Source organism: Neorhodopirellula pilleata (genome assembly GCF_007859915.1).
GTDB classification, from domain to species: Bacteria; Planctomycetota; Planctomycetia; order Pirellulales; family Pirellulaceae; genus Rhodopirellula; species Rhodopirellula pilleata.
In genome coordinates this window covers 188,951-204,483 of the sequence record NZ_SJPM01000003.1, presented here as the reverse complement: position 1 = coordinate 204,483, position 15,533 = coordinate 188,951, and the positions used below count along the sequence as shown (strand labels likewise).

10 protein-coding genes are annotated in these 15,533 nt (G+C 56.8%); 5 read left to right on the top strand and 5 right to left on the bottom strand.

All coding sequences use genetic code 11. From position 1 onward, the window contains the following. Positions 1-375: 375 nt before the first annotated feature. Positions 376-861, bottom strand: a complete 486-nt coding sequence (locus Pla100_RS09765) for a hypothetical protein (protein WP_146577518.1) — start codon at positions 859-861, stop codon at positions 376-378. A gap of 181 nt (positions 862-1,042) precedes the next feature. On the opposite strand from Pla100_RS09765, the gene Pla100_RS09760 reads away from it, so the two are divergent. The 3 genes from Pla100_RS09760 (at position 1,043) to nth (ending at position 3,303) form a co-directional block, all read left to right on the top strand. Next, positions 1,043-1,543, top strand: coding sequence for a hypothetical protein (locus tag Pla100_RS09760; protein ID WP_197167815.1), 501 nt, complete (start codon positions 1,043-1,045; stop codon positions 1,541-1,543). Between the two features lie 99 nt (positions 1,544-1,642). Then, positions 1,643-2,617, top strand: coding sequence for a serine O-acetyltransferase (locus Pla100_RS09755; protein ID WP_146577516.1), 975 nt, complete (start codon positions 1,643-1,645; stop codon positions 2,615-2,617). A 32-nt stretch (positions 2,618-2,649) separates the two neighbouring features. Then, positions 2,650-3,303 (top strand): endonuclease III, encoded by a 654-nt coding sequence (gene nth / locus Pla100_RS09750; protein ID WP_146577515.1) that lies wholly within the window; start codon positions 2,650-2,652, stop codon positions 3,301-3,303. 64 nt (positions 3,304-3,367) lie between these two features. Here nth and holA read toward each other — a convergent pair whose 3' ends face one another. The 4 genes from holA to pilM all read right to left on the bottom strand — a co-directional run bounded on the left by holA (position 3,368) and on the right by pilM (position 10,752). Further along, positions 3,368-4,417, bottom strand: a complete 1,050-nt coding sequence (holA, locus tag Pla100_RS09745; protein WP_146577514.1) for a DNA polymerase III subunit delta — start codon at positions 4,415-4,417, stop codon at positions 3,368-3,370. Further along, positions 4,417-6,441, bottom strand: coding sequence for a hypothetical protein (locus tag Pla100_RS09740; RefSeq protein ID WP_146577513.1), 2,025 nt, complete (start codon positions 6,439-6,441; stop codon positions 4,417-4,419). The genes holA and Pla100_RS09740 overlap by 1 nt, the downstream gene beginning before the upstream one ends. A gap of 158 nt (positions 6,442-6,599) precedes the next feature. Next, positions 6,600-8,486: a hypothetical protein gene (locus Pla100_RS30460; RefSeq protein ID WP_197167814.1), complete on the bottom strand. Its 1,887-nt coding sequence runs from the start codon at positions 8,484-8,486 to the stop codon at positions 6,600-6,602. Between the two features lie 118 nt (positions 8,487-8,604). Beyond that, positions 8,605-10,752: a type IV pilus assembly protein PilM gene (gene pilM, locus Pla100_RS09730; RefSeq protein WP_146577512.1), complete on the bottom strand. Its 2,148-nt coding sequence runs from the start codon at positions 10,750-10,752 to the stop codon at positions 8,605-8,607. 143 nt (positions 10,753-10,895) lie between these two features. On the opposite strand from pilM, the gene Pla100_RS09725 reads away from it, so the two are divergent. Next, complete coding sequence (locus tag Pla100_RS09725; RefSeq protein ID WP_146577511.1) at positions 10,896-13,985, top strand: hypothetical protein; 3,090 nt, start codon at positions 10,896-10,898, stop codon at positions 13,983-13,985. Next, entirely contained in the window at positions 13,982-15,487 is a 1,506-nt protein-coding gene (locus tag Pla100_RS09720) for a serine/threonine protein kinase (protein ID WP_146577510.1), read from the top strand. Before Pla100_RS09725 ends, Pla100_RS09720 begins: the two co-directional genes overlap by 4 nt. The last annotated feature ends 46 nt before the right edge of the window (positions 15,488-15,533 follow it).

Below are 15,533 nucleotides of genomic sequence, written 5' to 3'. Positions count from 1 at the left end.
TAACATCCAAGGATGTACTCAAATCGGCGCCAATTCCCCCCCATTCTAACACAGATTCCCGCTGGGAAGCAAAATCAACCATCCGGAGCCGATCGCACGATTGACCCAACCTCACCCACTCCACGGACAACACCCCTCCTTTAGCGGTGTTTAGCACTAAACGGATTCAGTGGGTGGCACCAAACGGATTCGTGAAACGGTCGGCTATTCGTGGGTGGCACCAAATAGATGTGTGATTAAATACTTTGTAGGTATCCCTCGCTCACGCTTCGGGTTACGGTGCAAACTAAATCAACAGCCCGCTCGCTGCGGGCATTGCTCGACGCCCGACGCTATCGCGTTCGGCTCACCCTAAAATTAAATTTTGACGAAACACTAGGGGGATTGGCCCTGCTGGTAATCCCGCAGCCTAGCGATCAGACCACCTAGCCGGGCCGCCGCGTTCGGTAAGCGGACCTCGGCGAGTTCGATCAGTTCGGCGACCGGGCCTTTGAATTTTTCGCACTGTTGCTCCATCTCGACGGCCAACGTTCGGGATTTCTCGATTTTTTGCTGACAGAGCCGGATTCGGTTTTTCCACCGGGCGACTTGTTTACGTTCCTCCGTCGCCGGATGGTGCTCTCCAGGTCGCAAGGCGAACTGCTTCCGGCTAAGCCGCTCGCGAGCTTCGACAAACTCTCGTTCGGCGATCTGCAACTGCCGACGCCAATAGGCCGGATAGTCCTGCCCGAAATGTCGCTCGACGTTCATCGTGATCGCTTGCAACTGATACCCCTGCAGCAGCATCCGCTCGGCCAAATGGTCGACCGCTCGGTGCAAATCCTCCAACGATTCGATGCTCCGAACATCCGCCTCACTCATTCGGTCCTAGCTCCTGACTGCATTGAAAATGGGGGTTTGGGAAAACTTTACCGTCGGGATCGACGAAGTTCGGGGCAGGTTGAAGCGATTATGTGCATCGCTCGCCCCATTTGAGCCGAAACGCATTACGACGGAAGGTAGTAATCTCGCAAAATCGGTTCTCCCGGTGATAGGATTCGAAATGAATCGTTGGCTTTTAATCGCATCAATGAGTGGCTTGTTGGCAATGACGACGGGCTGTTTGCACCATAACACACGCAGCGGTTGTTCGAGCTGTTCCAATGAAACGGTCACGACGGGCTGTGGAAGCTGTGGCGGATGTCAATCCGGAAACTGTGGCGGCGACTATCAGATGGCGAGTTGCCCCGACGGAACCTGCTCGACGGGTGAGTGCTCGAGTGGCAACTGCGGCAAGTCGGGATGCGGTTTGATCGGGAAAGGACGCGGTCGCTTGGCCGGTTGTCGAACCGGATGCCAAGCCGGACCGCTGGGTTGGCAACAGGGTGGATTGGACTACAGTTCGCACCTGAACCCGGGTTTCCTCGGGCACAACGCCGGTCAGGCGGTCGCCGGGCAACCATTCCAGGCGGGTGCCCCGACCGCTCAAGTCGCCTATCCTTACTACACACACCGCGGCCCGCGTGACTTTTTGCTCGACAATCCGCCTTCGATCGGCCCGTGAGTGCGAAAGGTGGCGCGTTCGACTTTAAGCACCCCGACGGTTCGTTGACGTTTTTTGTAGATTCGTTCGCTTCCTAAAGATTCAATCAGGTACAAGCAAGTGGCTTCTGATTTTCGTTTGAAAGAATCGCTGCCCGAACTTACCGAGCAGATTCTCGCGACCTACACGGCGGATGATTCGATCAATCATCTGGGGCATTGCCCGCTGCCGAGCTACGACGCGATCGTCAGTATCCTGATTGATTTGAAGGACATTTTGTATCCCGGCTATCGTCGGCACACCAATCTGCACGCCGGGAACATTCGCTACCACGTCGGCGGATTGATCGACTCGCTTCACGATAAACTAACGACCCAAATCGCCCGTGCACTGCGTCACGAAGCTCGCGTCAAGAGCAAGCACAACGATTGCGTCGAGGACGTCGACTTCGAAGCCAAAGGGCAAGCGATGGCGATCGAATTGCTCAAACGAATCGTGCCGATGCGGCGAACGCTCGCGACGGACGTCCAGGCGGCCTTTGACGGAGATCCGGCGTGCCAGACGACCGACGAAATCGTATTTTGCTATCCAGGTTTCGAAGCCATCACGGTGTACCGAATCGCGCACCAATTGGTACGACTTGATGTGCCCTTCATCCCGAGAATGATGACCGAGTGGGCGCACCAACAAACCGGAATCGACATTCACCCCGGCGCAACGATTGGTGATTATTTCTTCATCGATCACGGCACCGGTGTTGTGATCGGGGAGACCTGCGAGATCGGCGAACATGTCAAGTTGTATCAAGGCGTGACGCTAGGCGCGTTGAGTTTTCCGACCGATGCGGATGGGCAAATCATCCGTGGACAAAAGCGGCATCCGACGATCGAAGATCACGTCGTCGTTTACGCCAACGCCACCATCCTCGGTGGACGCACGACGATCGGTCGCGATTCGGTGATCGGGTCGAGTGTTTGGATCACCCGCAGCGTCTCGCCGGGAACCACCGTGTTGCTCGAAAAACCGCAACTGCGCGTGCGGGGTAGCGACGACGCTCGCGACGAACTGGCACCTGAACTCAACTATCAAATCTAGCCGTTTCCAATCCAACAGGCGGAAGATCGAACGTGAAGAAAGCTGAGCGGGCTGCGGTAGTCTTATCACGACTCGCCGAGATCTACCCCGATCCGCCGATTCCGCTAGACCATCGCGACGAGTTCACGCTGCTCGTCGCGGTCTTGCTCAGCGCCCAATGCACCGACAAAAAAGTCAATGAAGTCACGCCCGCACTTTTTGATGTCGCCGGCGATCCCCAGTCGATGCGGGCGTTGGGCGAAGCAGGCATTTTGGAAATCATCCGACCCCTCGGTTTATCAAAGCAGAAAGCCGCTGCGCTGGCGAAGCTGTCGGGGTTGCTGATCGATGTTCACGCAGGTGAGGTGCCGCGAACGTTCCCCGAATTAGAAGCGTTGCCGGGCGTCGGGCATAAGACCGCCAGCGTCGTGATGGCTCAGGCGTTCGGCGTGCCCGCGTTTCCCGTCGATACACACATCCATCGTCTGGCCCAACGTTGGGGGTTTTCGTCAGGGAAGAACGTGGTGCAAACGGAAAACGATTTAAAGAAACTATTTCCGAAATTGTCTTGGAACGACCTGCATTTGCAAATCATCTTCTACGGTCGCGAACACTGTACCGCACGTGGGTGCGATGGAACGAAGTGCGGCTTGTGCCGTGAACTGTTTCCGAAACGCAAAAAACCCGTCGTATGGATCAAACCCTGATCACCGGACGCGACGAAGTAACCGGCTCGCGGCGGGCCGCCCCTGATCCTTTTGGGGATCGGTTTTATACTCCACGTGCCAGACGCAAGACGAGTTGTTCTAGTAGAAATCGGTCACGGCCTTCGGCGCTGTGGGTGCCTTTGAGTCGTAGATCCGCATCGAGGAGCCAACCGAGCAACTCTTTGGCACGGGGCCGTCCCATCGTTTTGAGCTGTGCCTTGGCGGACTGCGCTTCAGCGGGACGACGGATTCCGGCGGCGGACAATGCGTCTTCGAATTGCCAAGATCGGCCGGTTCGTTCGCGATGTTCGATCACGACCGTCGTCATCGCCAGACGCCGGAGCGACCAAGCGATCTGAGGCAGCAAGGCGATGGCTTTATCGCCGCCGGTGAACAATTTGTCCAATTGGCGGATCGCTTCGGCGGCGTCTCCGTTGGCGATCGCGTCGGTGATTTGCCAAACCGTCTTGCCTTTCCAGCCCTCGACGATGTTGCGAACCAACGTCTCATCAATCTTTCCACCGACGTCGACATAAAGGGCAAGTTTGGCGATCTCGGTATCCAACATGCCAATGTCTTCGTCGAGCAATTCGACGAGCGCGTCGGCGGCACCGGCGGTTAGGTTCGTTTGATGGCGTTTGGCAACATAACCGGTTAAGAACTTCCGACGAGTGGCCGCCGAAACGCCGAGTTTGGCGTCGGTCGCATTTCCGCACGCGACCAGCAAATGGTCTTTATCGGCAGCCTTGTACAAGCGGGTATTGGTGGCGAGGGAATCGAGTTCCAAGACCAAACGAGCCGAATCGCCTGGCGCAGCAACATACTTCTCTATCTCCGGTCGATGATTCGAAACGAACTTATCGGCCGAACGAATCACGAGGGTTCGTTTGTCACCGGCATCGAAGTCGAACAGAGACGCTGTCGCGAGGTCGTCTCGCAGATCCGACCATTTAGTCGTCTCACCGTCGAACTGAGACCAGTCCGATTGACCGATCAGGGTATCCATCGACCATCGGCGGAGCGTCGAGTCGTTGCCATAGAGGATGGCGACCCGCTCGCCCGCCGTCGTCGGCGAGGCTTCAGAGATGTACTCGAACGCGTGCTGCCGCGGCATTAAAGCCCTCGTTCCTCGGAGAACGAGTAAATACGGTACTTCTCTTGATCGTCCACTTCCGAGTTGACCCGAAGACCACCCATTTCATCAAAGATCAACATCATACCTGGACGGGTCAACGAATCCTTGTCCGCGATTTCAAGCGATTGGCCTCCTTCCAAATCGATGACGGTGGTCCCCGAAAGCACTTGGGCCTCAGGGGCTTTCTTAATAGTCAACGAGATCGGATCGATGACTTCGGCTTCACCCTTGAATGCAAGAGCCGAGCCTTCGGTGATTTTATCCATCCAGATCGGCATCACGGTTGCGTAAGGCACACTGTGGCTAAAGTTCAGCACCTTGCCAGTGGGCGGTGATTTGGCGTATTCGACTTCTTTGCCCGCCAATACATACGAACGACCGCGTGGTTGTTCAACTGGTCCGGCAAAATAGTTGTTCAGATTAGGAAGCGAGGCGGATGGACTCGGTTCGCTCCAAGGGCTCCAACGTTGAAAGTCGCGTTTCTTGGTTTCTTCGGCGTTCTTCATCAGTTCCTGAACCCGAGCATAGACGTCACCCAACAGCGTCGAGCTTTTGGGCTGCTGCAACGGATTGGCCGGGAAGTTCGGATCTTGGACCGCAAATCGCAAACGATAAACATACTTCCGACCGGGCATTGGACTCTTGGGATCGCCACCTCGGGCGAAGTCGTAGAACCGCATGATCTTAAACTCGACGGGATCCTTCTCGACCATCATCATCGAGGATGTCATGCCCATCCCCATCGTCATGCCCATGCCCGCTCCCATGTCCATATCCATGTCCATCATTCCGTAGTCGGTCCCCATGTCGCCCATCGCCGCATTGCCGCCCGCCCCGGGACCAGCAAGTTCGAGGTCGTCGGGATTGATCTCTTCCTCGGGCGCTTGCGATTCGAGCAGTTCCTTCATCTGCCGTTCGGACTTGGAGATCATCGGAATCTTTGGATGCAACGCGAACGTGGAATAATCGCCCAACAGAACCGGCGGGATGTAGCCGGTCAGGTTCACGTCTCGATAATCCGCCGGCACGAGTTCCGGAGCAAAGCCGGCCCAGACGTAGGCGGCACGTTTGAGATCGCTTTCACGATTTCCAACTAACACCCAATCGGCTTCTTGCAGTTGCGCGACTGTCTTCTGGGTGACGTCGGCACGCTGAATTTCGTAATTGAAATACAGCGGTTGGTCGCGTGTCGGAATGTATCCGTCGGCATCGGCGAGAGCCGTTTGGTAGGCTTCGGCGATTTGTTTGTGAGGCAACAAAGCGGTGCCGGCAATGAACCAGGCGCTCTGGGGGGCCGGCCCCTTGGTAGCGGTCGAAGTACTCGGGGTGACTTTGTATCCGAAATCGTACTTCGGATTGAGTTTGCGAACGGCACCCGCAGCCATGGGTGCACCCTCCATGCCCATGCCCATGTCCATTCCCATTCCCATGTCCATTCCCATGCTCATTTCCATATCCATGCCCATGCCCATTTCCATTTCATCCATGCCCATGGCGTTGCGACCGCGCCGGCGCGGGGATTTTGTCGGTTTGGGTTGGGCTTGCTCGACGACCTCGAGTGCTTCGGCGTTCTCCAAACCTTCGACAAGGTTGCGGCCGCCGAGAACGGCGATCGTTTCGATGTGTCCGCTGATTCGCAACTCCAAGGGGGCGAACAAAACCGGATCTCCACGGCGCAATGACGAGTCAATTTCTTGACGCTCAAGTAAGTTCGGTAGCTTGTAAGGGCTCGGATCCACTGGTGATTGTTTCTTCAACGTTTCGGCGACGATATCGGACAAATTGGTCGTCCGAGGTTGCAGAATGATCTCGGTGTGATCGTCGTCAATGCTGGCGCGGACTCGATTGGCTTCGGCGCTGAGCTGTTCGGGCTGTTGTTCATCCCGCATATCGGGCATTTGCAAACCGCCGTAGATCATCCAAGCCGACGCCGCGATGACAATCGCGACGACGAATTTTTCGCCGTGGTAGATGAAGAAGTTTTTCAGTTTATCAGCGTCCATGGCTATCTCCGTCGGAGGGACGATTGAGGGTCAAAATGGAAGGGGTGGCGAAAGTGATGTGGGTGTTGGGTGTCGGCAATTTTAGCGACGTTCGCGGTGGCGAACTTCTTCGAGTTTACTGGCGTGGCATCCTAAGCACCCAAACATAAGTCACTGGGCTAAACGCACTTAGCAGCGTCTCTCCGAGACGCTGAATGCTGCGAGTCTCGGAGAGACTCGCCTACGTGTTTTGCGAATTGACTTGTGAATTGGTGCTTAGTTGGCGACCAACTTGCACCCGCGGCGGCCGGCACTGCGGCGGCTGGGGCAGCACCCGCTGGTGGTTCCGGGGTGCTTGTTGGCGGATTGGCACCGCCAGCCGCATTGGGGTCGGGCGGAACGACAGCCGGAGCGTTCGGTTGTGCAGGCGCCGGTTGAGGCGCAGGCGCCGGTTGGGCGGTCGCAGCGGGTGCCGTTGCCGGCGCGGAGGCGGAAGCCGGCGCGGCGGAGGCGTCCGGCGCGGTATCAGTCCCGGGGGCGGGCAAGCTCGCGTCGGGCGCGGCGATGTCCGCTCCTGCCTTTTCGTTTTCGATCTTCTCGGCCATCGTTTCGCCGTCGATTACCGTTTCGGCGGTGATTTGATCAACACCGAGTTTGTCCTTTTGTGGCGGGTTGTAGATGTGAATCAAACCATAGACTTCGACTCTCACGTCCAACGGGAATTGATCATCGCCTGCCTGTGCGGGTTGTGACATTCCCATGTCCATTCCCATCCCCATATCCATTTCCATTCCGCCTCCGCCGGACCCACCAGTAGAAGAACCGGACAGTGGAAGAATGCGAGTTTGCATGACTTGGACCATCAGAGGTGCACTACCACAGGCGGCCAACAATTCAGGAACTGCTCGCTGATCGATCTGCAACGACATCATCACGGGAACCCGTTTGGCGACTTTCAGGGGTGCGTCCGAAGGCGATTCACTGGCTAAAGCTCCGCGAAGTTGAGAACCCGTGATCGGTTGGAGCTTAGTATCGACGTAACGATTGTCAGCGGGATCCACCTCCGCCATGCCCGTTCCCATGCCGCCATCCATACCTGACCCCATGTCCATGCCCATGTCCATCCCCATATCCATGCCCATTCCCGAATCCATCCCCATTCCCATGTCCATCCCCATTCCACCCATCGACGCGATTCCGGGACTAGACAGGGCTCCAGCGGTGAAACGAACTTTTCGGCCCATGGAGAGTTGATTGATCTGTCGAATCTTGGCTTCGAACGGCTGTTGAGCCTTGCCGTTGACCTCGGCGATGATGGCGAGCAATTGCCGCAAAATCCATAGGTTTTCTTGGCTGTAGTAGACTTCTAATGTGTTGGGGCGTCGACCTTTCCATGGAAACAGTTCAGAAATCAGCGCGGACTGTGCGGATTCGGGCCACTTAACCAGCGGTCCAGACTGGATACCAGTGATCTCAATCTTGGTGGTTGCCGAGGAGCTGTAACCACCCGAATCCATCCCCATTCCTGCATCCATGCCCATCCCTCCTGCTGCGGAAGCGCTGTCGAACTTCGCCGTCCATTCGGCTTTGGCGATTTTGGCGATATCCGGTAAGACGTTGGCGATGTAGTAACGGTATTGGTTCAGTAACGCGGTCTCTTTCTTCTCTTCTTCAAGAATAGGAAATGAGATGTGTTCCTCGATCGGAATCAAGTCTCGGTACTCGTCGATCAGTTCCTGGGTCAGTTCTTTCTCGGGCCAAACCAGAATATCACGTTGGGCGTCATAGACCGTCTGCCAAGCTTTGAGCACTTCGGCTTCGCGATCTTCGATCAGCGCTTCCATCTTTTCGTGTGAAAGCGGATTGGGGTGATTGGGGACCTCCCCGCGTACCCGTGTCACCGTGGACACGTCGCCGCGAATTTTACTCGCCCGACTTTCATTCTCGGCAACGAGTTCGGAAGTCACCATATGCCAAACGCCCAAGGCGCCGAGCAGGATCAAAGCGATCCCGATCCAAAAGCCATATTGCTTGAGGAATTCGATCGCGGGTTTGAGTTGTTCCATCGGTCTGGCCGGGTGAGTGAAGAGTGAAGAGTGAAGAGTGAAGAGTGGAGAGTGGAGAGTGGAGAGTAGGCTGGGTCGTAGCCGCTTTGGCGGAGACCCGGCAGTGCCATCAATCGTTTTAATTCATCGCAACATCGGTGCCTTCGGTCGCGGCCGCTTCCTCGGCTGCGGCGGCTTCTTCGGCTTCGAGTTTCTTCTTGATTCGTTCGGACAGTGGGGTCGGCGTCCAAACGAATTGGAACGTGAAATCGAGACGTTTGACTCGCAGATTCGGCGGCACGTACACAATTTTCTCGCCATCGGGTCCGATGATTTCTTTAGGCGGTGCTTGGCCGTTGGCCGGAGCCAACATGGCTGCAGGACTGGTCGGATCGTAGTCGGGATTGGGCACGAGCGTTTCGACGGGTTCTTTTTCATCGAGCTGCAACGGGTACGAGAATCCCATTTCTTGCGGTGTGAATGTCATCTTCTCGCCCGCCGCGTTGACCAGCGTGATCGGTTTTTCGAGGAAATTCGTGGTCATGTATTTCCGCACGTGGTTGGTGCCTTCGAACCCCTTTCGATCAAGCGCCGTGCTGTTGTAGTAATGATAGGCTCTCAACTGGATTACCCATCCTGGCCCGGTCGGTCCGGTGTCGGTGGCGAACTCATCAGGCAGAGTTCGCTTCATGGTTCGAGCCCAGTTTCGCATTTCTTCTTTGTAGCGTTGGTCGACGATGGGCGTGTACCAAGTCGCAAGGTCTTCGAAACGCTTCGTATCGATTTCGGTAACGTGAATGTCGATGCGATCCTCGAGTGGCAATTCGGTCGGTGAGGGAATCTCACCGTCGGGATAATCTTGCCGCGGGATCAGCGCATTGACCGCCTTGATAACCTCCAGCCAAATCAATCGATCTTCGGCGTTCCCGGACACCTCGTCGCCGAGGCTATTGAGAAACAACAAGCGACTTTCCAAGGTCGAGTCTTTGGACTTTTCTTCGCTACTATAAGTACTCATTTGAGAAACCGCCGTTGCGGCCCCTTTCCACAAGTCCTCGTGTGTCGTCGCCCAGGAACGCTGCGTCAAGGCGTACTGCACGGTCGCCCCCAACATCAAGGCGCTAATTCCCAGAAGAGCCCATGGTTTCTTGGCGCGGATCATCCGCTGGGTCATGATCTCGCGTGGCACCAGTGACGTGTGCACCTGCCCTATACCGAGGCCTTGCAAGCACAACCCGTAGCAGACCGCAAACGTCGGTGCGTTATCGCGGAAGGTCGGGATCGAGAGCACGTCTTCGCCGCCGAGCCGGTTGAATCGGTCCATCACGTGGACTTCGTAACCGAGGTTCTTGCCGAGATACGCGGCCAAGCCGGGCATCTTGACGGTGTTGCCGGTGACCAACAGTTCGGTGATCTCGGCCTTCTTGTCCATGCTGCGGAAGAAGCCGATCGATCGTTGGACCTCCGTTACCAAGTCATTGAAGACCGGGCGCATCGTTTGGAAAACGAGTTTCGGATCGACCGCTTCTCTCGCATTGCGTTTGAGATGCTCGGCCTTGGCGAAGGTCAGCTTCAAGTCTTTCGTTAATTGTCGCGTGAAGTGGTTACCGCCGATCGGCATACTACGTTGCCAAATCCGAAAACCGTTGGTGATGATCAAATCACTCGAATCGGTTCCGATCGAAAGCACCACGGTCGAGGTAGGTGGGTTGTCGGCGTCGAATTCTTCATTGTCGATCCGCTCGTTCATGCGATCGTACGCGATCGCGTTGTAAAGCGCGATCGGTGCGAGTTGAACGATATCGACTTCGATGTCTGCTTCGTCGAAGGGTGCCAATTGACGGTAGGCTTGTTCTCGCTTCATCGCGAACAAACCGACTTCACTCTCGAGGGCATAACCTTCTTGCAACATCGCACCGGGCATCATTTGGTAATCCCAAATGACATCGGACAACTCGAACGGAATTTGCTGTTTGGCTTCATAACGAACGATGTCGGCGATTTTCTTCAAATCGACCGGCGGTGGCTTGAAGAATTTGGCCAGACCGCTTTGTCCCGGCACACTGATGCACACGCGGTCACGGATCGCGTCGTTGCGTTCCATCAGCTGCGTCAGAGCTTCGGCGATCAACTCGTCAGGATTCGCGTCAGGTTGACTAAGAATTTTGGGATACTCGATAAAATCGAAAGCATCGGCGATGACTTCGTCACCTTTTTTGATGCAGTGAAGTGCTTTAAGGGCACTTTGGCCGATTTCGATTCCCCAAATGCCGGCGGAGCCTGCCATGGTGGTCTTTCAAACGATCGAGTTGAGAAGAGAGATAAGTTGGTTGCGGGAGGTGCCCCGAGACTGTTCTAGCGATTAGTATCTCGTTTTCCTCCCTCCACGTCAAATTTTAGTCGCTCATGCCGCCTTTTGCCGAGTGTTGCGTGGTTATTCCGTGCAACACCATCGAAGATTTCCCCTCCCGGTTGGATTCCAACGACGCCCGAAGTCTGCTCGGCGGACTCACGGCCGCCTGGCATCCTCGTTTAATCGCCGCCACCGGTCGGACTCCGACCTGGCACCGGGCCGACGAGATGCCCTCGCCGATCCGCCCCAAAAAATCGGACACGGGCGGTAGCCCGACCAAGCAAAATCGCCTGATTTTAATACCCGAAGCGTGTTTTTCAGTACTTCCGGCAAGATTCAGCGAAGCCGTCACGGACCAATCTTTCGCGATCATCGAACCTGATTCGCCTGAGTTTGTGTCGGAATTGATCGTGCGGGTCAACAGTCGCGCCGACGCGATCGAGCAAATCAACGCGGCCATCGAGTCGCTTCCTGATGGATATAACGGATCGATCGATTGGAAGGTTCGCAGCGAAGGTTGCGAAGAAACCGATGGGCGGACGATCGACGAAAACGATTTTTTTGCCCTCGGATACACTTGGTGGCAGATTCAGGTACTGACTCGAAAACTGCGATACACCAGCAACCTCGATCAAATCCACTTTGAAAACCGCCTGACGGCGGCGGCCCGGGCATTGATCGACGCTCAGGCGACGGCGGCTTGCGAAGCGATCCACGATTGTTTTGACGCCCTTGCGGAAGAACGCGACCATTATTTCTCGTCGGACCCCTCGATCATCGACTTGACGTTGTTGACGCCGGGCACGATTTCTAAATGGATTCACTCATCGACCGATGCATCACGACCAATCGCTTCGGTCTTGGCCACGCCGCAAAACGTGCTCGTCGATGAAGACGTCGCTGAAGCGGTTTTGAAACAAACCGACGAAACATCCGCGCGGTTCCTCGAACGATTGTCCGGCGACCAAATCGGATGGTGCGGCGGCGGACCGTCGTCGGAATTTCATTTGGAAACCAATTCGATCGATCAAGTCGAACAGCGGCTCGCCGATGCGATGTCGATCGTCGGGCGACTGACCGGCAATTTACCTGCGGTCTACGCTCGCTTGGGCGGTGGCGTGGCGGCTCAGTGGTTGCCGTCGATCGTGGCGAGCGGCTTCCAAGGTGTCGTTCCGATCGACTTCATCAACGGTCGAGGCTTCGACAATGAGTCGAAAGTGATCTTGGGTGAAGGATCGTGCGAGATCGAAGCCTTAACTGCCAAGCCACTCGATGCCGACGACGATGCTTCGTTCTTGACCTTGGCGACGCGTTTGGGCGAAGCGATCGACGGCGGCGAGATTGCGACCGCGCTGATGGCGCATTGGCCGGGTCAAGGATGCGATAGTTTTCAAGATGTCCGACGGGCCGCGACCTGGACGCTCGCCTTGGGTAAATTTTGGAAGATCGACGAATACTTCACCGAAGGAGAACGACCCTACCATCACGGCCAAAATCCGGTGGCGACGTCGTCAGCGGACACCTCGGCCAACGTTCACGACGCAGTATCGCGATCGTTCGCATTGGCCGAACACCTTCAACAGCAAACCCGCTGGAACCTTCGCGGCTTGTTGGCCTTGATCGATCCATCCACGGTCGCCGAATCGGAACTCGGTTCGGCCGACGCGATCGAACTGCGCCGGCGGATCGTCGAAGCGATGGGGCTATCGGTCGATCGTGCATCCCAGCAAAACGGTCAACCGAGCCCCAGTGTCGCCTTGGTCAATCCGCACCATCCGGCTACCCGCGAAATCGTTCCGATCAGTGGTAAGATCGCCAAGGCTGCTGATTCGGTTTTCTACGTCGCATCCGAAGGCGGACGCAGCCGGATCGTCGCGGACGTACCCGCATGGGGATTTTGCATCGTCGGTCAAGACTCTGGAAACGCCACGACCGAACGCGGCCCTGGTTCGCTCAATTGGATTCAAAAACTGGGACGATCCCTGCGTCGACCGGCCGGCAAAATCCTCGACGGTCATCGCCTGAGCAATGAATTCATGGAAGTCGCCATTAGCCCCGAACATGGTGGCATCAACGGCATCTATAGCGGTCGCGGGCGAGGAAACCGTTTTTCAACCCGTTTGGTCATGACGCCGCACTCGCCGAGCAAGACGATCGCATCGGTTTGCGAAAGCGTCCGCGAGATCGAAAACAGCCGCATTTCGGCCGTGATCGAATTGACGGGATACTTCGTCACCTCTGATGAAAACGCGGCTCAAGGCGATTCGACCCGCCGGGTCTTGTGGACGGCTCGATATCGACTCGATCGCGGTAGCCGACGACTACGATATCAAATCCGCATCGATTCCAGTGATCAGTCACTTTCGAGTGAGCAATCTCAGTTGCCCGTCGTGTGGCAACATCTTCCGTCGCTGAGAATCGCGATCGCCGACGCCACGCCGATCGTCCGCTCATTGGTCGGTGAACGATTGCAGCGGACCAGCGCGAGATCGTTCAGTTCATCCATGGGGTTCATGATCGAAGAAGGCGAAGAGCGACAAACCTTGATCGCGTCCAATCGTGCGACCCTGCACCGACGTGTCGAAGAACGATTCATCGACAGCTTGCTGTCGCCGACCGAGGATGGTCGATGGCTATCGTTCGAGTTTGGTTTTGATGTGCCTCATCCGATGGCGTCGGCGAAGTCGTTCGTTCGCGATTGCGATGCGTTGCAAGATCAGCCCGGTTCTAATGCAACGACTTCGCTTGGCGTGCCGTTGTTGCCGACCAAACCGATCGGCTCGTTCGCTCAACAAGGTTGGTTAATGCATGTCGCACCGGCGAGTGTGGAAGCTCAAGTCGTCGACGTGGCGATGGTCCGCGATCGAGGCGACCATCTGGCGATCCATTTTCGAATCATTCAAACCGCCGGCCGCGCCGCCAAAGCGTCACTGCGTTTTTGCCGTGGCGTTCACGCGGTCATCGAAGTGTCGTCGACGAGCCGGCCGCTGCGAAGTGACGCACCGGACTCGGTCTTGGAATTGAAGGATTTGGAAAGCCTCGCGATTTCGCAAAGCGTTCAATCCGAAGCCGATCGTGTGACGTGGTCGCAAGCCGCCCACGGTGTAGTGCATTTGATCGTGCTGTTTCAGGCGGGCGAACTCGCCGAAGATGGCGGTCCCGAATGAGCGAGCCGTTGCCCGTCGATCTCATGTTCCGCGAAGCGGCGATGGCGAGCAAACTCGTCAGCGAAAAGCAGTGGCGTCGGGCGGCGATGGAAGTCAAGGAAGCACGCAAAGAGGCCGGGCTATCGGCCCCCGTCGAGATCGCCGAGCGGGAAGAAGTGATCGGCCAAATCGCGAAGATCCTGATCCGCGACAAGGTGTTGACCGAATACCAGGCTCAACAACTGCGGGCCGGACGAACGAAGTTGACGCTGGGCCCCTATATCGTGACCGAATTCCTCGGCCAAGGAGGCATGGGCCAGGTCTTCGGCGGCGTTCACGAAATCATGGGACGTCACTGCGCGATCAAGGTCTTGCCGTTGGAAAAATCGGATGACCTGGCCCGCGAAAGCTTTCACCGTGAGATCCGCCTGCAGGCGTCATTGGATTGCCCTTACTTGGTTCGCGCGTTCGACGCCGGTCGCGAAGGCAGCGTTCATTTTCTTGTGACCGAATACGTCCCGGGAACGGACCTGCGACGGTTGGTTAAAGAGAACGGTCCGCTGTCGGTTCAACAGGCCGCGTCGATCATCGCGCAGGCCGCCGCCGGCTTGGCATACGCTCACGAATCCGGTTTGATCCACCGCGACATCAAACCCGCAAACATCTTGGTCACTCCCGAAGGTCACGCCAAAGTCGCTGACGTCGGCTTGGCCGCACTGGCGTTCGGTGGCGACGACGACCCGCGAGCCGGCAAGGTCGTCGGAACGGCAGACTACCTTTCGCCCGAACAAATTCGCACGCCGCATCTGGTCGGGCCGCAAAGCGATTTGTATTCACTCGGTTGCACGCTGTATTACTGCATCACCGGCAAGGTTCCCTTCCCCGGTGGCGATTCACGAAGCAAATGCCGACGCCACCTCAGTCAAGCACCTTGGGACCCACGCAAGTTCACGCCCGACTTGCCGACCGAGTTCGTCGATATACTCGCCGACATGATGGAAAAGGACACTCGCAAACGTGTCCAGTCGGCCACCGAGGTGGTTCAGCGGCTCAGTGTGTTTGCCGCGACAACCCAAGACGAGGGCGACGAGTGGTTGGCTGAATTGGGGTTGGAATTGAACGTGCCCAAAGTGCCCGATCGCTCGCAAGATCGATTGCTCGGATCCGCAGGCATGAAAACGCGAATGGTGCCGGCCGGATCCACATCGGCGACCAAATGGAAGACGACCTCCAGCGGTCAAAGCGAAAGTGCGTCGGGTATCTCCGACGTCGACGAAGGCAGTCAGGCCTCCGGCGCAAACGCCGGTCCCGAAGACGTCGTGATCCCGCCACTCCCCGCCGCCGTGGGCGAACACGCCTCGCCGATCGACGCCTATGGCCATCCACCCAAGCTTTCAACCGTTCCGCCACCGGTCGCCACCGGAGCCAAAATGGTATCACGGAGCACATTATTTATTGCGGTCTTCGTTGCGATCCTCGTCAGCGGTGCGGCCGGTTTTGCCACCGCTTGGTGGTTGCGTTGATCGAATTCCGATGCGTCTGCCGAATGAATTTCTTGGCGGGCGGGCG

Excerpts from the sequence above, each read along its gene's own strand:
- pilM (WP_146577512.1), bottom strand. The coding sequence starts at position 10,752 with ATGGCAGGCTCCGCCGGCATTTGGGGAATCGAAATCGGCCAAAGTGCC.
- Pla100_RS09765 (WP_146577518.1), bottom strand. The coding sequence starts at position 861 with ATGAGTGAGGCGGATGTTCGGAGCATCGAATCGTTGGAGGATTTGCAC.
- Pla100_RS09760 (WP_197167815.1), top strand. The coding sequence starts at position 1,043 with ATGAATCGTTGGCTTTTAATCGCATCAATGAGTGGCTTGTTGGCAATG.
- Pla100_RS09740 (WP_146577513.1), bottom strand. The coding sequence starts at position 6,441 with ATGGACGCTGATAAACTGAAAAACTTCTTCATCTACCACGGCGAAAAA.
- Pla100_RS09720 (WP_146577510.1), top strand. The coding sequence starts at position 13,982 with ATGAGCGAGCCGTTGCCCGTCGATCTCATGTTCCGCGAAGCGGCGATG.
- Pla100_RS30460 (WP_197167814.1), bottom strand. The coding sequence starts at position 8,486 with ATGGAACAACTCAAACCCGCGATCGAATTCCTCAAGCAATATGGCTTT.
- holA (WP_146577514.1), bottom strand. The coding sequence starts at position 4,417 with ATGCCGCGGCAGCACGCGTTCGAGTACATCTCTGAAGCCTCGCCGACG.